12 protein-coding genes are annotated in these 17662 nt (G+C 65.0%); 3 read left to right on the forward strand and 9 right to left on the reverse strand.

Features of this window, described 5'->3' with window-relative positions:
* Positions 1-633: 633 nt before the first annotated feature.
* The 8 genes from AC0Z2B_RS31715 to AC0Z2B_RS31750 all read right to left on the reverse strand — a co-directional run bounded on the left by AC0Z2B_RS31715 (position 634) and on the right by AC0Z2B_RS31750 (position 12993).
* A complete protein-coding gene (locus AC0Z2B_RS31715) occupies positions 634-1449 on the reverse strand; it encodes a YfaP family protein (RefSeq protein ID WP_476302045.1) in 816 nt (271 codons plus the stop codon).
* A gap of 3 nt (positions 1450-1452) precedes the next feature.
* Positions 1453-3096 carry a DUF2300 domain-containing protein gene (locus AC0Z2B_RS31720; protein WP_476302047.1) on the reverse strand — a complete coding sequence of 548 codons (1644 nt, stop codon included), beginning with the start codon at positions 3094-3096 and terminating at the stop codon, positions 1453-1455.
* Positions 3096-7655, reverse strand: a complete 4560-nt coding sequence (locus AC0Z2B_RS31725; protein WP_476302049.1) for an alpha-2-macroglobulin family protein — start codon at positions 7653-7655, stop codon at positions 3096-3098. Before AC0Z2B_RS31725 ends, AC0Z2B_RS31720 begins: the two co-directional genes overlap by 1 nt.
* Positions 7652-8293, reverse strand: a complete 642-nt coding sequence (locus AC0Z2B_RS31730; RefSeq protein WP_476302051.1) for a DUF1175 domain-containing protein — start codon at positions 8291-8293, stop codon at positions 7652-7654. Before AC0Z2B_RS31730 ends, AC0Z2B_RS31725 begins: the two co-directional genes overlap by 4 nt.
* Positions 8278-9990 carry a DUF2138 domain-containing protein gene (locus tag AC0Z2B_RS31735; protein ID WP_476302052.1) on the reverse strand — a complete coding sequence of 571 codons (1713 nt, stop codon included), beginning with the start codon at positions 9988-9990 and terminating at the stop codon, positions 8278-8280. The genes AC0Z2B_RS31730 and AC0Z2B_RS31735 overlap by 16 nt, the downstream gene beginning before the upstream one ends.
* A 36-nt stretch (positions 9991-10026) precedes the next feature.
* Positions 10027-10815 carry a YfaP family protein gene (locus tag AC0Z2B_RS31740; protein WP_476302054.1) on the reverse strand — a complete coding sequence of 263 codons (789 nt, stop codon included), beginning with the start codon at positions 10813-10815 and terminating at the stop codon, positions 10027-10029.
* A gap of 136 nt (positions 10816-10951) precedes the next feature.
* On the reverse strand, positions 10952-11776 hold the full coding sequence (locus tag AC0Z2B_RS31745) for a TIGR03915 family putative DNA repair protein (RefSeq protein WP_476302056.1): 825 nt from the start codon (positions 11774-11776) through the stop codon (positions 10952-10954).
* Positions 11773-12993 carry a putative DNA modification/repair radical SAM protein gene (locus AC0Z2B_RS31750; protein ID WP_416427090.1) on the reverse strand — a complete coding sequence of 407 codons (1221 nt, stop codon included), beginning with the start codon at positions 12991-12993 and terminating at the stop codon, positions 11773-11775. Before AC0Z2B_RS31750 ends, AC0Z2B_RS31745 begins: the two co-directional genes overlap by 4 nt.
* A gap of 175 nt (positions 12994-13168) precedes the next feature.
* Between AC0Z2B_RS31750 and AC0Z2B_RS31755 the strand changes: the two genes are divergently transcribed.
* The 3 genes from AC0Z2B_RS31755 to dxs all read left to right on the forward strand — a co-directional run bounded on the left by AC0Z2B_RS31755 (position 13169) and on the right by dxs (position 16282).
* Positions 13169-13411, forward strand: coding sequence for an exodeoxyribonuclease VII small subunit (locus tag AC0Z2B_RS31755; RefSeq protein ID WP_027982047.1), 243 nt, complete (start codon positions 13169-13171; stop codon positions 13409-13411).
* Positions 13408-14295, forward strand: a complete 888-nt coding sequence (locus AC0Z2B_RS31760) for a polyprenyl synthetase family protein (RefSeq protein WP_416427091.1) — start codon at positions 13408-13410, stop codon at positions 14293-14295. Before AC0Z2B_RS31755 ends, AC0Z2B_RS31760 begins: the two co-directional genes overlap by 4 nt.
* Positions 14296-14389: 94 nt before the next feature.
* Complete coding sequence (dxs, locus tag AC0Z2B_RS31765; RefSeq protein ID WP_476302058.1) at positions 14390-16282, forward strand: 1-deoxy-D-xylulose-5-phosphate synthase; 1893 nt, start codon at positions 14390-14392, stop codon at positions 16280-16282.
* Between the two features lie 217 nt (positions 16283-16499).
* Here dxs and AC0Z2B_RS31770 read toward each other — a convergent pair whose 3' ends face one another.
* The gene (locus tag AC0Z2B_RS31770) at positions 16500-17444 is read right to left on the reverse strand and encodes an IS110 family transposase (protein WP_476302060.1); all 945 of its coding nucleotides are present in this window, start codon (positions 17442-17444) and stop codon (positions 16500-16502) included.
* Positions 17445-17662: the final 218 nt, after the last annotated feature.

The raw sequence follows: 17662 nt of genomic DNA on the forward strand, positions 1-17662 counted from the left end.
TCGTGGAGTAACTTATGATGCTGATAATCTTTTTGACTATCAGTCTGAGTCACAAGCACCCACACGAATTGCTTGATTCAATTGTTAAAGAGCGGCTGGTTGATTCTTTCGTCTCAACCGAGGCGCGCATTCTACGCTTTCCTCAGAGTCTGTCAAGCGTTTATTTTGAAGTTTTTCAGAGAATCTCTAACAACTTCAACCACTTGGCTCGCTTCGATCTCTCGTTAGCGGGAGGCGAATTCTACAGCAACTTGCGTTGCTGTCAACTGCCTTTTTCACCGCTTTCGACGTTAAGATCGAAACCCTTCGGAGCTGCTTACTTCGGTTAACTCGTTGAGTTTCAAGGAGTTTTCCGTTTCGGTTGCGCCGGAAGTGGGGCGAATTATAGAGAGATTCGAAGGGAGGTCAAGGGTTAATTTCGAGGAATTGTCTTTAAAGTCAAAAGCTTCCCCGCGAGCCACCGCATGAAGGCCACCAGGTGCATGCCTTGAAGGTTTCATGCCTCACGACATCGAGCGCCGCCCGCGCGGCGCGACCCGGCCTCCGGCCGGTGCTACCCGTTTGTTTCGGGCCAGTTATGTCAGTGGTATCTCCCGGGGCGCTTTGGTGCATGGCACGCGGTTGGGGATGCTCCTAGGGGTAGTTGAGCTTGTGGACCAGGGTGAGTTCGCCAGGGGCGCGCATGGGGACGATGAAGGTTTCCATTTTCTCGCTTGGGGTGCCCTCCTCGGTGATGACGGTGATCTGGGCGGTGGTCAGCGGCTTTACCGCGTTCTCCTGTCCGCCTTCCTCGTCATCGTCGGCGCGGTAGCCACCACCGAAGTAGTTTACATATATAAGGTACTGGCCTCGCTCCGGCGCCGGCATGGCGAAGATCTCCGGGCCGTAGCCGGTGGTGACGTCCACGTCCAGCGAGCCACCGTTGGGTGCAGTACGGTCGCCGTACCAGATGTGTGCGCCGTCCGGCGTGATGACGTGCAGGTCGAGGTCGGTGTTATCGCTGTCCCATGACAACAGGATGCGCAGCTTCGCCGGGCTGGCGCTGCCCGTGTTGAGGAACTGCACGCGACGCTTCTGCTGGCCGTCGGGGCTGCGTACTTCGACACTGTTGGTGCCACTGGGAAACGAGAACGGTCGGTCGAAGTGCCCGTTGCCATCCAGTTTCAACGGCATGGCCACGCCATTGACGATGACCTTGCCTGGTTGGTCGGCGCTTTTCGGCATGCCCTTGATGTCGCCCATGATGCGCGCGGTGTCCGCCTGGTCCGACGGCGTGTTGACCGACGAAGCTGGATAGTTGACGGTCTGGCGGAAGTGCTCGCCTTCGGGACTGCCACTGCGCCAGCCGCCTACCGGCGTGCTCAAGCTGATGGGGTTGTCGGCACGGGCCGCCGGTAGCGCCAGCACGGCGCCAAGGAACAGGGCGATAGTTGAGATACGCGGTGTCATGGCCTAGTCCAGGAGCAGGTGGCGGGCAAGCCCTTCAATGTAGGGTTCGTCCTGGCCGTTGGGGTGGGCTTCAAACGCCAGGTGCAGGTATTCATGAGTCAGGTCGAGCCGGTCCTGCAGGGTGAGCACCCCGCGCACATAGATGCGCTGGCGCTCACGGTCCACGTACGGGCGCCCGTACCCCAGGCGGCATACGGCAAAAGTGCTGATTTCGTTGTAGCCCACTTCGCTATCCAGCGTAGGCCGCCACTGACGGCGCTGGTTCATCAGCCAGGTTTGGGCAGCGGGCAGGGTTTCGCAGGATGCCACGGGATTGTCCCAACGACTGAGGCTTGCGCGGGGGTAAGCACGCTGCAGGATAGTGTCGTAGCGCAGGCCGCTATCAGCCTGCTGCACCGCCTGGGCCCAGGACAGCTTGTCAGGCCCCGGCGTGTCGGAGTGATAGGTGACCGGGCTGCCGGCCAGCACCAGGTCGCTGGTCCAGGCGACCATGCGACGGGCATCTTCGCTGGCCGCGCGCGGCGCTACCCGTTGGCGACTGCTGCTGTCCTCGATGCTCAGGCAGTCGCCAGTGCGCCCGGCGTTCTGCAAGAGGTAGGTACGAATCGCCACCGCCAACGCTTTTGCCGCTTCCGCTGGCTGGCTCTTCGCTTCGCGCTGTAGCACCCGGGCTACGTACTCTTCGCGATCCAGCCGGGCGACAAGCCGTGGTTCGCCCTTGCCATGTTGCAGGTAGAGGTCGCCGCTGCTGTCGATGTCCAGGTCATTGCCGTTGCTGAAGACAGCACGGTAATGCCCCTGCAGCACTCCGTCAGGGGCTGGACTGCCGGTAGCGGCAAGTACGCTCTTGAGGGGGTACCGGGCAAACAGCTCAACCTCCACGCAACGCCCAGCGTCCAGGGGCCAAGGCGCGGGCAGGAAGCCACCGAGCACATCGGCGTAATGGCGAAGGACCATCTGGCTGGTGCCCGGCCCCCCGGCCCACACGGGCGTGCCATCCTGCAACCACCCGGCAAAGCCACCCTGCCGCGCCTTGGCGTCTCCATCGGCCAGCCAGCTCCAGGTCTTGACCCGCAAGCGCCCACCGAGGCTGCCCACTGCCTGGCCATCGCCAGCATCGAGCACCACATCCAGCAACAACTGCCTGGCCTGCTGCTGGGCCGGCAACGCGCGCAGGCTGTCGAGCAACTGGGCGACCGGCACCCGGGTCTGGGGTTGCAGCTGGACAATGTCGGCCAGCCAGGCGGGTGCGTTGCGCGCCTGCCAGTAGCTGCGCCATTGGGACGGGTCTATGTGCAAGCGCGCGGGGGCAAAGTACAGCCCACAGGAGTGCACCAACGCCTGGTCCCGCGCGATGCTCCCGCCTGGCGTGCAGCAATAGACCTCGTCGCGATCCTGGCCTTGGCAGTCGTAGGCCGCCTCGTGCCGGTCAGTGTCCACCAGCCAGGCGTAGACGAACAGCTTCCACAGGCTGCCCAGCGGAGTTTGCAGGTCGCCGGCCAAGGGCTCGCGGCTGACGAGCTGGGTACGGTTGAACTGCACCAGTTCATAGCCCTGCCCATTCAACCAGGCCAGGCGCAACGGCGCCTCCCCTGCCTGCGACATCAGCGAGCACAGGCACAGCACCACACCTATATAGAAGCGCATCACTTGACCGTGACCTGCCCAAGCGCCGCTTTCCTCTCTTCAGCCTTGTGCTGGGGTGCGTACAGCTGGGTGTAGCGCACCGGCGGCAGGTTGAACTGACCCTTCTGCGAGAAGCGCACCAGGTGGCGGAAACGCAGTTCCCCGCTAAGGCTATCCACGGCAATACCGTAGGCCAGTTGCCCCGGCTCGAAGCGCGCCTTTTCCAGCGGCGCGGCATCGGCAGCGCCCTGCCCCGTCAGCTTGATACCCCAGGTGGTGCGCTCGACGTCGGCCCCCGGCGGCAGCGGCACTTCGAGCATACCGTAGCGCAGCGGCTGGCCCTTGGTGCTGATGGTGATCTCATCCAGGTACAAGCTGTCGCTGGCCAACGGTTTGTCGCCGACGGTTTCCAGCTTGAAGGTGAACGCTTCGTCGCCTGGCACCAGCCGCAGCAGGCGACGCTTGACCACCACGGGCAGGTCGTCAGGCGTGGCCTGCTTGCTATTGAAGGTCAACAGCGCACGCACGGGGCGCTCGCTGGTGCCGCCCAAGTTGAGCACGGTCGGCACCGCCTTGCCCTGCCACTGCCAGAATGCGCTGCCGGTGGTGCCCTGCTCCGGGTGCCAGTCCGCACCGGGCGCCAGCGGGCTGCCCTTGGGCGCCTGGGCCAGGGCATTCTGCAGCCAGGTCAGCGCCAGCGCGCGCTCCAGGGTGGACTGCTGCGGCAGCAGGCGCTGCAGCAAGTCACGCGCCTGGTCGGCATTGATCGGTTTCAGCGACAGGTCGAGTGCCGCGGCGAACGGCTGGCCGCTGGTGGCCACGCGCTGGCGGGCATCCTCCAGTTGGCGAGTGAAGGCTTCAGGCTGGCTGACCTTGTTCTGCTGGGCCAAGGCGGCGGTCAGCACGCGCGCGCTGGCCAGGCCCAGGGCCGAGTCGGGCGCGCCCATGACGACGCTGTCCTCACCGTCATCGAGCAGGCTGGCATTGGCCCCCGGGCCGGCCTTGGCCAGCTCGTCCATCAGGCCGCTGATCAAGGTGTTGACCGGCAACTGCATTTCCCGGGCGAACGACAGGATCAGCGCCCGTTGCAGCAGCGGCGTGGTCGAGGCCTGCTTGCCATACACGTCCATCACCCGCTGCCAGTGGTCTGGCGGCAGGCTCAGGCCCAGCGCCTTGCTGGCGTGCCAGTCGGCATAGTAGGCGTAGGCGGTGAGGAAGGCGTCCGGTGCCAGGTCCTCCCCCCACCAGGTGAACGCCGCTTCCGGGCCGGCCATCTGGATCAGGCGCAGGCGGCTGTTCTGCAGGATCAGGCGCAAGCGGTCACGCACGCTGATGTCAGCAGTCAACGAAGGATAGGCGATGCTCAACGGCAACAGCTGGCTGGCCGTTTGCTCCACCCCACCCCACGGGTATTCGAGCAGGTCGTCGAGGCTGGCGCGGAACAGCGCCTGCGGGCTGTCATCCAGGCGCAGGCGCAGGTTGCTGGCATCCAGTGGCAGGGTCAGCGGGATGTCCCCGGCGCTGACGTCCAGTGCCTGGGTGTGCACGGTCTGCCAACCGTCGGCGACGGTATCGATGCGCACTGCCAGGGCATCCTGGGTCTTGCCCTCCTGCTGCAGTTCAGCGCTCAGGTCGGCGCTGCCGGCTTGCGCGGTGTTGCCCAAGGCGGGGAGCGGGATGTAGTTGATGCCTTTGTTGAGCGTGAGCGGCAGGCGCTGCTCCTGGCCGAAGGCGTGCACCAGCAAGTCAGCCTTCGCCGGCTGCTCAGCCGCGCTGAAGGCAAACAGGCCCAGGTCGGGATGGTCGCCGGCGCGGAAACGGGTTGGCCCGCTCCATTTCAGGTACAGCGGTTTTTCCGAGCGCACGAACTGCTGCCGTTGCCCCACCTGGCCATCGTCGGCAATCGCCCGCGCAGTGATGCGCCAGCGGGTCAGCGAGTCAGGCATGCGGAAGGTGAAGCGCGCGTGGCCGTTAGCGTCGGTGACCAGCTCCGGCTGCCAGGCAGCCGTGTCGACGTCTTCGCGACGCGGCCGTTCCAGCACCTTCACGCCGCGCTCGCTGCGGTTGGCCTTGCCGGGCGCTGCCGGGCTGCCGGGCAAGGCGACGTCGTAGCTTATAAAGGACAGGCTGGCACTGGTGCGTACATTGTTGCGCCGTGGGTGGTAGAAGAACTGGTCGATGCCGGGGGCGATCTCCGGTTGCAGCGCATAGACCATTTCATCCACGACGCTGACCGTCAGGTGCGCGGGAATCGGCTTGCCAACGTACTGGGTGCCCAGGTCGACCGTCACGGTGTCGCCCGGCTGGTACTGTTCCTTGTCGGTGGCAATGGCGATGTCGATCTGCGGCGCCACCACCTTGATGCCGGCGTTCTGGAAGCTGTATTCGCCGCCCTTGGTGTAGAGCACCGAGAACGTCAGGTTGGGAGCGAAGGTATCCTTCACCGGGATGTGCACGCGGTACTGGGTGGGGCTGATGGTGTCGACCTTCAGCCAGTCGCCGCCCTTGGTGAGCAGCGCCGTGGCCTCGACCTTGTCGCGCTCCAGCGACAGCAGGGCATCGCTGACCGGCTCGGGGAAGGTGACCAGCGCCAGCGCTTCGTCGCCTGCCTTGTACTCGGCCTTGTCGAGAACGATCTCCACGGTGCCCGGCACGGCCTTGACGCCGTCGCCGGTCACCGAATGGCCAGTGGCGCCGAGGATGCGCTGGTGCTCGTCGACCAGACTGAGGTTGTAGGTACCCGGGCGATCGAAGGCCAGGCTGAAGCCATTGTCACCCGCCGCCAGCGTGCCGCCGCCGGTAGTCTGGTCTTCCAGGCGCACCCAGGTGTAGGCCGAAGGTTTGATGGGCGTAGGCTGTTCGCTCTGGTAGCTGAAGGTTACCTTGTCGCCCACCGCGCTGAACCGCTCGGGCGCGGCAAGCCGGTATTGGGCCGCGCCACGCTCGATGAGGATTTCCTTGGTAGTCTTGACCCGGTAGGCGGCACCGTCGCTGGCGAACACCGTGAGCATGTAGCGACTGGGCTTCTCGGCGGCAGGTAACTCGACGCTGGCGTAGCCCTTGGCGTCGGTGGTCAGTTCGGTGCTGGTCAGCTCCACCGGGAACTGGCCCAGGTACTGCAATTCGTTTTCCACCATGGACAATTGCTGGGCCCGCAGGCTGAGGGTCAGGCGTGCGTTGGCAACAGGCTTGCCGTCGGGATACATCAGCAGCAGCTTGCCCTTCACGGGTTCGTTAGTGCGGAAGTCCTGCTTGGCCAAGTCGAGGGAAATCTCGAAGTGCGGCTTGATGTACTCGGCGACCCGGAAGGCGCTGCTGTAGGTCTGGTCGCGGTAGGTGAACCGCAGCTCGTAGCCGCCGGCCACGGCATTGTCCGGCAGCTGGAAACGGCCTTGGGTGCCGGCCTTGCCATCCAGGTTCAAGTCCAAGCCTTGCAGGGTGGTGCCGGCGGCGTCGATCACACTGACATGCACCGCCCCCGCGGCCGGCGATACCGAATCGCGAGCGTTCTTGAATTCGCGGCCGACAATTTTCATCGACACCCAATCACCCGGCCGGTACAGCGGCCGGTCGGTGAAGGCATACAGCTTGGTGTCGTAGATCTCGCTGTCGTAATAGAAGTTCTCGGAGACGAACACCCCGCCCTCGGCATCCTCGCCGATCACGTAGGAACGCTCGGGGCTGGCGTGCTTGAGCCGCAGCAGGCCATCGGCATCGGTCTCGCCACTGCTCATTACGCCCAGGCCGTCAGTCCACAGCACCTTGACCTTGGGCACCGAGTTGCCTTCGTGCTTGCGCGCGGCCCACACCAGCAGCTCATCACCGGCAATCTTGCTGACCGCCACGGTGTTGGAGACGAACACCACGGTGGTGGCGCGGTATTTGCCGATCAGCGCCTCCACCAAGTACAGCCCCGGTTTCAGCTTGCCCAGCGGAATATAAACGTTGCCCGGGGCGACACTGATGAACTCGCTGGACGAGCCGGCCAGGTCGACGCCCTTGGGCGGCTGGATCGGCTTGGCCTGCCACAGTGGGTAGCGGAACTGGGTGACCAGCGGCAGGCCGGGGATTGGCGCGTACTGCGGTTGGGCATCGTATTGGGTGGGCGCGGCGATCACGTTGCCCATCTTCAGTTCCGGCACCTGGTCGGTGACTTCCTTGCGCGACTCGTAGGTGAAGGCACGCTGCATCACCCGCCGCGACTTGCGGTACCAGTTGTCCCACAAGTAGGCCAGGGTGTTGGACAGGCCCTCCCCTTTGAATTGGCCCTCGCTGGCAACCCGGTGCAGATTCTTCTGGCGCTTGAGAAACTCTAGCGGCTGGTCGATACGGTACACACGGATGTCGGCGCCACCGTAAGGCTCCATGCGGAACCGGCGGTAGTCGCGGCCCGGGGCTTCGAGGCGGACCATGGCCTGCTCGTCGGTGGCGAAGCTGCTGTCGGCCAGCAGGAAGAAGCTTTCACCGGCCAGCGGCGCGTAGTCGCTGGCCGGCACCGAGTCGTCGGCTTGCACCAGGCCAACGGGCGCCAGCAGGCACAACAGCCAGAGGCACAGGCGCACCACCAGGGCAGCCCTCATCGGAGGAAATTGAGCCGATACACACCGATGAAATTCGGGTTGGCTGCGTCGGGTATCCATCGGGTGTCCTTCCATGTCATGAGTTGCTGCACGCTTGCCGAGCGCATGCCGTTGTCGGTAGGGGTGGTGGTGCCGGTGTGATAGGCGATGTTGCGGCCCATCCAGATCATCAGGTGCTGGTCGTCACCCTGGTCGAAGAACATCAGGTCGCCGGGACGCGCCTGGTTCAGGTCGCGCCCTACCAGGTGGCTATTGAACTGGATCAGCTTGATGGCGTTGACGTAGGGCCCGACCTTGCCGCCGCCCTGCTGCCACTGCTGCGCCAGGGCGCGCTGGGCGTCGGTGAGCGCCAGCTCGGGCGGCAGGTAGCGGTTGGACAGGCCGTTGGCGCGCAGCCACTTGTCGTCATGGACCTTCAGCGCCTCGTTGGCGGCGAAGCGCACCAGGCCGGCACAGTCCTGCTGGTACCAACGCGGGCTGGGGCCCTGGACCAGTTGTTCCTGGGCAATGCGCACGAACCAGGCGCGAAACACCTGGCTCTGCTGGGCATCCAGCTCTGGCGTGGGCGCGGCCAGCAACCGGGTGCTGAACAACAGCGCCAGCAGGGCCAGGCCGAAAGCCTTCACAGGGCGCGCCATTGCAGGGGCAGCCATTGCCAATGGCCATCGGGCTCGCTGCCCTTGGGCAGGGTCAGGGCATATTTGCCGTAGCCAGCAAGCTTCTGCAGCTTGGGAACCAGGTGGGTCTGGGCGGCGTTGCGGAACACCGGCTCCATGTCCTGGGGCAGGCTGTCGAAGGTCTCCTGCTGCATCAGCTGCGCCAGGGAATCGGGGCCCAGGTAGATGGACATCAACGCATCCTTGGGGGCGATGTCGGCCAGCGGCGCGACGTGCTTGTCCAGGGTACCCATGGCCTTGTCCACCAGCTGGTCGTCGAGGGAGAACAGCAGCGTCGAACCATGCCGTGCCAGGCTGACCTTGAAGAAGCCCTTGCCGGTGATGCTGTCAGGCTTTTCGGCATCACGGTTGCGGTACTGGCCGAAGTTGGAACTGACCTGGCGCTGCCACTGGTGTCCCTGGGGCGGCGTCTGCTCGCTGACCGGGAACTGGCCACCGGGCACCTTGCTTTCCCAGGCGCCCACCATGCCGCCGAACAGGGTGCCCAGGTTGGCGTCGAGCTTGCTGCCGTCCGCCGTGTCGAGGCCGGCGACCAGCAACGGCGTGTACAGGTGCGAGTCGGGGTACCAGCACAGGCCGGCTGCCCCGGTCATGTGGCCGGTCAGCACCTTGGCGGTCTGCTCGTCAGCCCCCAGTTTCACCAGCAACGGCTGCTGCGCTTCGGTGGCCAAGGGCAACGCCACGCAAGCACTGGCGCCCACGGGCATGGCTTGCCAGATAGGGTTGAAGTCGAGGTCCGGGGCGTTGTCGGTCTCGTCCAGGGCCAGGTAGCTGTGCCAGCCCTTGTCGTCCATGTCCAGGCGAATGCCGGCAAACGTGGGGATAAAGCGCTGGTAGCCCATGGCAAGCACGCTGGAGTTGATCGCGATGCGCTGCTTGAGCCCGGCCTCCATGGGTTGCAGGCCAAACGCCTCGGGGAACAGCTGGTTGCCGCTGAGCAACGCCGCCAGGGCCTGGCTGGACACCGCCCCCGGGGCGACGTCGCCATTGGCGTCATGGTCATAGAGTTTGTCCGGATTGGACAGCACCACCAGCTTGTCGCCACGGGACGCGAACAACAGCGACTTGCTGGCGTTGTAGGCCAGGCGATAGAGCGGCACTGTTTCGCCGCCCACCTTGAGCTCGCCGGCCTTGCTCAACTGCTGGTCATCCAGGGCCACGTGGGCCAGCGGTTCGAGCACCTTGGCCAGGCCGCCACGGTCCATCACCAACAGGAAGTCCTTGAGCCGGCCATCGGCGCCGCGCCACAAGGCGACGTCGGCCGGCTGGTCGAACAAGGCCTCGATAAGGTTGTCCTGCAGCTTGAGGTCATGCTCGTAGATGATGCGCCGCAGGCTGCCGATCAGGCCCAGGCGGTCGCCATGGGTCTCGTAATAGAAGACGAAGTCTTCGGTCAGTGTTTCGCGCAGGAACGGCACGCTGAGCAGGTCGCGGGGCAACTGGCTGAGCGAGCGGGTTTCCAGCAGCGCGTCCGGGCGGCTGAGGCCGAACTGGTCCATGGCCAGTGCCATGGCCGGCAGCTTGGGCTTGTGCAGGTACCAGCCCAGGCCGCCCGCGACGGCGGCCACCAGGCACAGGCCGACGGCAAGCAACAGGTTGCGGCGCTTGCCGGTGGAGGGTGCCGGGGTGGCGGCTGGTACAGCTGTCGTTTCGCTCATGTTCGCAAAGCCCGATTCATCCATGCGGTGCAGGGTTCAATAAGTGAAGGTCTTGACCAGCAGCAGGTCGCCGATGGCACGCAAGGGCACGATGAAGCTCTCGCGCTTTTCGTTGACGGTGTTTTCGTTGAGCACCAGGTTGATCTCCGAGGTGATGACCTCGTTCTGGTTGCCGTGCTCCTCAAAGTTATAGCCACCATTACTGTAGTTGCCCCAGTAGTTGACGTAGACCAGATAGGTGCCGTGCATCGGCGCGGTCATGGTGAACATTTCCGGGCCCGGGCCGTCGACGCTGTCGGTGTCCAGGCCACCACCGTTGCTGAGCACCGGGTTGGCGTAGAAGGCATGCTGGCCGTCTGGGGTGATGATGTGCAGGTCGAGCTCGGCCTTGGGGTCGTCCCAGGCCAGGAAGATGCGAATGCGCGCTGGCGTGCGCTGGTCGTTGGCTTCGTAGAACTGCACGCGCTTGAGCGACTTGCCTTCGCTGCTGCGCACCTCGACGCTGTTGGAACCGGCGCCGAAGGCATAGGGCCGGGCGAAGCGACCATCGTCGTCGGTGTACAGGCTCAGGGCGTTGCCGTTGACCGCCAGCGTGTGAGGCTGGCGCGCCGCGGAGGTGGCCTTGATCTGGCCCTCGATCATGCTGCGGTTGCGCTGGATGCCACGGTCGATGGGCGGCGTGGGATACGCCACGCGCGGGTTCTCGGAGCGGTCGAGCAGGCCGAAGTAACGCCAGCCTCCCGTGGGGCCATCAAGCGTGGCCGAGGTGTCGGCCAGGGCGGCGGACGCCCAGAACACGGCGCTCAGCCCGATAAGAAATCGCATGTGTGCTTCCTGCAATGCGTGGTGGTGGGTGTCAGGTCCGGCGACACTTTTGATAGCCCGTTTTCAGGGCGCGCGAAGAGTAGCGGCTCGCCCCTGGTTTAACAATCGGCCACAGCGTGGAAATGTCGACCAGTGCTCACCGGCCTGGCAGTATCCGCTTGCCCTGGCGGCTGCCGATGGCACTGGCCTGCCCGTCCCGCTGCTTGCCGGTACGCGCCTCGCTGATCAGCCCTGGTATCAATACCCCTTCCGGCAGGTGCTTCCAGAACCGGCTGGGCAGGTGCCCCTGCATGGCACGGGTGTTGAGCCGCGCCGGGTTGAAGATGTGGCTGTAATAGGTCAGCCACAGCTCACCGTGGGGGTCTTCCACCTGCTGCGCCAGCTGTTGCCAGGCTGGCGGGCACTGGCGCTGGTAATGCAAAGCCTCTCCATCGTAGTACACGCCGTCGCGCGGCGTGGCGATCAACCAGCGGTGGCGCCCCATGCGGCCGATGAAGTGCGCGCTGGCGCTTTCCAGGATGTCATGGGCCGGCTCGTGCCACGCCACGTATTCGGGTTGGCCGGCATTCTCGGTTGCAGCGGGCAGCGCCACGAAGCGCACGAAGGCATGCAGGTGGTGTGCTTCGCGCGAGACCTGCTTGATGCGCCGGTGCAACTCACTGCCCAGCTTGTCCCCCGGCAGCATGGCCGTGCGGTCGCCATGGCTGACCCGCCACAACACCTCGTACAACAGGCTCCAGCGCTGCTCGCCACGGTAGCGCGCGGCGGTTTCCAGCTGTTCGGCCAGGGCCAGCGGCACCCGCGCCTGGAACGGGCCGGGCGATGCCGGCAATTCCCGATCAGAGGCAAACAGGTCCGCGACCTCCCAGCTGACCTCGCTGGGGTCCACCTGATGACTCAGCAGCCAGCGCGCCTGCTGGCGCCAGGTGGCGAACAGGTCGTCGCAGTCGAGGGTGATCATCCCCACAGCCCCATCTGCTGCGGCGCTGGCCGGTCGCGCAGTTGTTCACGCAGGGCCAGGCTGCTGCTTTCCGCCTGGTGCGGGTGGTAGTCACTGGTGATCAGGAACGGCTTGGCTTTGGCCAGCACGCAGCGCAGGCGCGTCAGGTCTTCATAGCGAATGCGCCGTTGCCGGCGTAGCTCCACCAGCCGCTGGGTGGTGCGAATGCCGATGCCGGGGATGCGCGCGATCAGCGCAGGTTCTGCGCGGTTGAGGTCGAGGGGGAACACGTCGCGGTGCTCCAGGGCCCAAGCCAGCTTGGGGTCGATGTCCAGCGCCAGGTGGCCCGGCCCCTGGAACAGTTCGCCGGCCTTGAAGCCGTAGCCGCGCAGAAGGAAGTCGGCCTGGTACAGGCGGTGCTCGCGCATCAGTGGCGGCGCCGCCAGCGGCACGCTCTTGGGGCTGTTGGGGATGGGGCTGAACGCGGAGTAGTAGACGCGCTTGAGCTTGAAGTTGCCGTACAGGCTTTCGGCACTGTGCAGGATGGTGCTGTCGTCGGTGTCGTCGGCGCCGACGATCATCTGCGTGCTCTGCCCTGCTGGCGCGAAGCTGGGCGCCTTGGGCTCGTTGGCCACGGCTTCACGGCCCACGTGGATGGTGTTCATGGCCTGGCGAATGGAGACCACCTGTTTCTCCGGCGCCAGGGTCTGCAGGCTGGCGTCGGTAGGCAGTTCGATATTGACGCTGAGGCGGTCAGCGTAGCGCCCGGCTTCCTCGATCAGCAGCGGGTCGGCCTCGGGAATGGTCTTGAGGTGGATGTAGCCACGGAACTGGTGCTCCTCGCGCAGCAGCTTGGCCACGCGGATCAGCTGTTCCATGGTGTAGTCCGCCGAACGGATGATTCCCGAGCTCAGGAACAGCCCGCTGATGCAATTGCGCTTGTAGAAGTCCAGGGTCAGGGTCACCACTTCCTCCGGCGTGAAGCGTGCGCGGGGCACGTCACTGGAGCGGCGGTTGACGCAATACTGGCAGTCGAACAGGCAGAAGTTGGTCAACAGGATTTTCAGCAGCGACACGCAGCGGCCATCTGGCGTGTAGCTGTGGCAGATGCCCATGCCGTCGGTGGCGCCCAGCCCGGCCTTGCCTTCGGAGCTGCGCTTGGGCGCAGCGCTGCTGGCGCAGGACGCGTCATACTTGGCGGCGTCGGCAAGGATGCTGAGTTTCTCGATCAGCTGCATGGGGGTTTTTCTCTGCACTGGTTTTATATACAGTAAAACGAGAGCCGCCTGTTCACAAGCCCATTGCGACAGCCGGGTAAAGGGAAACGCAACAGTGTTTTGCACCCGCTGATTTGCCCATGCCGCCCGGCTCTGCTAGTGTCGCGCGGTTTCAACTCCTGTCGAGAGAGCCGCCATGGCCCGTAAGAAAGCTTCCGTGGATTTCGAGCAATCGCTGGCCGATCTGCAAACGCTGGTCGAACGCCTGGAAACCGGCGAATTGTCGCTGGAAGATTCCCTGGCCGCCTTCGAGCAAGGCATCGGCCTGACCCGCGACTGCCAGGCCGCCCTGGCCCAGGCCGAGCAGAAGGTGCAGATCCTGCTGGAGCGCGACGGCGAGCTGACGCAAGAGCCCTTTGATGCGGAACAACCCGAATGATCAGCACTTACCAGGCCAGCTGCCAGGCGCGCGTCGATAGCGCCCTGAACAGCCTGTTCGATGCCCCCGTGCCCGAGATGGCGCGCCTCTACCAAGCCATGCGCTACAGCGTGATGAACGGTGGCAAGCGCGTGCGCCCGCTGCTGGTGTACGCCGCCTGCGAAGCGCTGGGCGCGCCGGCCGAACAGGCCAACGGTGCGGCCTGCGCGGTGGAGCTGATTCACGCCTACTCGCTGGTGCACGACGACCTGCCGGCTATGGACGACGACGACCTGCGCCGCGGCCAGCCCACCACCCACAAGGCCTTCGACGAAGCCTGCGCGATCCTGGCCGGCGACGGCTTGCAGAGCCTGGCCTTCGAAGCCCTGCTGGACGAGCGCCTGAGCCCACAGGGCGAAGCCGTGCGCCTGCAGATGGCCATGGCCCTGGCCCAGGCCGCAGGCCCCGGCGGCATGGTCGGTGGCCAGGCCATCGACCTCGGCTCGGTAGGCAAGAAGCTCGACCAGGGCGCGCTGGAGCTGATGCACCGGCACAAGACCGGCGCGTTGATCGAAGCCAGCGTGCAGCTGGGCGCCCTGGCCAGTGGCCGCGCCAACCCGGCGCAGCGCCAGGCGCTGAAGACTTATGCACAGGCGATCGGCCTGGCGTTCCAGGTCCAGGACGATATCCTCGACGTGGAAAGCGACACCGCCACCCTGGGCAAGCGCCAGGGCGCCGACATCGCCCGCGACAAACCGACCTACCCGGCCCTGCTGGGCCTGGGCATGGCCAAGGCCTATGCGCTGCAGTTGCGCGACCAGGCCCTGGAGGCTTTGCAGCCATTCGACGAGGCGGCCGAGCCGCTGCGCGAGCTGGCCCGCTACATTGTCGAACGTCGCAGTTGAACAGCGGCGCTGACTCCCCGACGCGTCATCGCGTGGGCAGTCGGCGCTGCATAGGTTAAACTGCCGCCACTTCATATTTATAACGATTCGCCTGATGCCCACGACGTTTCAAGAGATTCCCCGCGAACGCCCGCTGACGCCCCTGCTGGACCGTGCCGACACGCCGGCAGGTCTGCGCCGACTGGGTGAAGCCGAGCTGGAAACCCTGGCCGATGAACTGCGCCAGGAGTTGCTCTATACCGTTGGCCAGACCGGCGGGCACTTCGGTGCCGGCCTGGGCGTCATCGAACTGACGATTGCGTTGCATTACGTCTTCGACACGCCGGACGACCGCCTGGTGTGGGACGTGGGCCACCAGGCCTACCCGCACAAGATTCTGACCGGGCGCCGCGAGCGCATGGCCAGCCTGCGCCAGAAAGACGGCCTGGCCGCCTTCCCGCGGCGCAGCGAGAGCGAGTACGACACCTTTGGCGTAGGCCACTCCAGCACCTCGATCAGTGCCGCCCTGGGCATGGCCATCGCCGCGCGCCTGCAGAACAGCGGGCGCAAGGCCATTGCCGTGATCGGCGACGGTGCGCTGACCGCCGGCATGGCCTTCGAGGCGCTGAACCATGCGCCCGAGGTGAACGCCGACATGCTGGTGATCCTCAACGACAATGACATGTCGATCTCGCGCAACGTCGGTGGCCTGTCCAACTACCTGGCCAAGATTCTCTCCAGCCGTACCTACGCGAGCATGCGCGAAGGCAGCAAGAAAGTGCTGTCGCGCCTGCCCGGCGCCTGGGAGATCGCCCGTCGTACCGAAGAGTACGCCAAGGGCATGCTGGTCCCCGGCACCCTGTTCGAGGAGCTGGGCTGGAACTACATCGGCCCCATCGACGGCCACGACCTGCCGACCCTGGTCGCCACGCTGCGCAACATGCGTGACCTCAAGGGCCCGCAGTTCCTGCACGTGGTCACCAAGAAGGGCAAGGGCTTCGCGCCGGCCGAGGTCGACCCGATCGGCTACCACGCCATCACCAAGCTGGAACCGCTGAACGCGCCTGTCGCGCCGAAGAAACCCACGGGGCCGAAGTACTCCGCGGTGTTCGGCCAGTGGCTGTGCGACATGGCGGCGGCCGACCAACGCCTGGTGGGCATCACCCCGGCGATGAAGGAAGGCTCGGACCTGGTCGATTTCAGCGAGCGCTACCCCGAGCGCTATTTCGACGTGGCCATCGCCGAGCAGCACGCGGTGACCCTGGCCGCGGGCATGGCCTGCGAAGGCGCCAAGCCGGTGGTGGCGATCTACTCCACCTTCCTGCAGCGTGCCTACGACCAGCTTATTCATGACGTGGCGGTGCAGAACCTCGACGTGCTGTTCGCCATCGACCGTGCGGGGCTGGTGGGCGAAGACGGCCCGACCCACGCCGGCAGCTTCGACCTGTCGTACCTGCGTTGCATTCCGGGCATGGTGATCATGACCCCAAGCGACGAGAACGAACTGCGCAAGATGCTCACCACCGGCCACCTGTACCAGGGCCCGGCGGCCGTGCGCTACCCACGTGGCACCGGCCCGAACGCGACCATCGAGGCGGGCCTTGAGCCGCTGGAAATCGGCAAAGGCGTGGTTCGCCGCGAAGGCAGCAAGACCGCCTTGCTGGTGTTCGGCGTGCAACTGGCCGAGGCCCTGAAGGTGGCCGAGAAGCTGGGCGCCACCGTGGTCGACATGCGCTTCGTGAAGCCGCTGGATGAAGCGCTGGTGCGCGACATCGCCGCGCGCCACGAGCTGCTGGTCACCCTCGAGGAAAACAGCATCATGGGCGGCGCGGGCGCTGCGGTGGGTGAATTCCTGGCCGCCGAAAACCTGCTCAAGCCGATGCTGCACCTGGGCTTGCCGGATGTGTACGTGGAGCACGCCAAGCCGGCGCAGATGCTGGCGGAATGCGGGCTGGACGAGGCCGGCATCGAAGCGGCGATCGTCAAGCGCCTGGCCGCCCTGGGTTAATCCCAGCCCGTAGCAGCAACTGTCTTGAAATGGCGTCGTCTGCATCGCGACTAAAGTCGGCTCCTACGCCGTTCGTGGTAGGAGCCGGCCTTGGCTGCGATGCAGGCGACGCGGTCCATGGGGTATCCGCATTTGCGTAGCAGCTGCCGAAGGCTGCGTCCCGCGGCGGTCCTGCGTTACTCCAGGACGCGGCCTGCGGCAGCGGCTACAGATTCGCCTAGCCACTGTCTTGCCCAGTTAATGACGTCCGCCATGCTGTGCCGTCGCGCAGCATGGCGTTAAGCCGGACCAGCAGCACCCGCATGCACGCTACCAGCGCCACTTTTGCGCTCTTGCCTTTATCGCGCAGCCCCTCGTAACGCGCCTTGAACGAGGCGTCGTAGCGGATGACCGTCCAGCACGACATGTACAGCACCCGCCGCACCGTACCGCGCCCGCCGCAGATCTTGCGCTTGCCCTGGAAGTTGCCACTGTCGTTGTTATAGGGGGCCAGGCCGGCCAGCCCCGCAATCTGATGCCGGTCCAACTCACCCAGTTCTGGCAGGTAAGCCATCAGGCTGGCCGCGGTAATCGTGCCGAGGCCTTTGACTGACGTCAGCTGCGCCACCTTGGGCGCATCGAGCGCCTGCATCGTTTGCTCGATGGCCTTTTCCAGCTCCAGGATCTGCGCTTTCAGGAAGGCGATATGGCCTTCCAGCAGCTCGATTATCCTGGGGGATTGGGCCTGTTTCAGACGGCGTCTGTCGTCGTCACGTTGCTGTACGAAGCGCTCGCGCTGCTGCACCAGCTCCCGTAGAAACTGGGTCGGCGCCGAATCCTGCTGGGGCTTGGCTGCCTTCAAGGTTTCGGCAAACTGCGCCAGGACCTGGGCATCGATGGGATCTGTCTTGGCTTGCTTACCGATCGCCTCGGCAAACGCCCGGGCACGACGAGGGTTTACGCGCACGACGGTAAATCCAGCCAGGCGAAGGGCCGCCATCACCCCCCGCTCGTAGCCACCGGTCGCCTCAAGCAAAACCTTCTGCACGTCGTAACCGCTCAGCTTCTCGATCAGATGAGCATAACCTGTTGAGTTATCGGGGACATTGAAGCTGATGTCTTGGGGGTGAAGCCAAACGGCGAGGGAGGATTTAGCGACGTCGATACCGAGCCAGGAAATCATGGGGAACACCTCTTACACTCAAGGATGAGAGCACTCTGGTGATGCCCATGCTTGTGATGTTCGAGGTAGGCTCGTTCAACTGTTCGGGCTTGTAGCCAGAGCGGAGAGGTGAATGGCGGTTCTGCTGCTACACGTGCTTATCAACACTGCTGCCGAACAACCTGCCATTCACCGCTCTCACCCCAGATTCTATTCCCTTCTCTAGACACAAGCTGCCG

This window comes from Pseudomonas sp. GYB4201, from assembly GCF_056312595.1.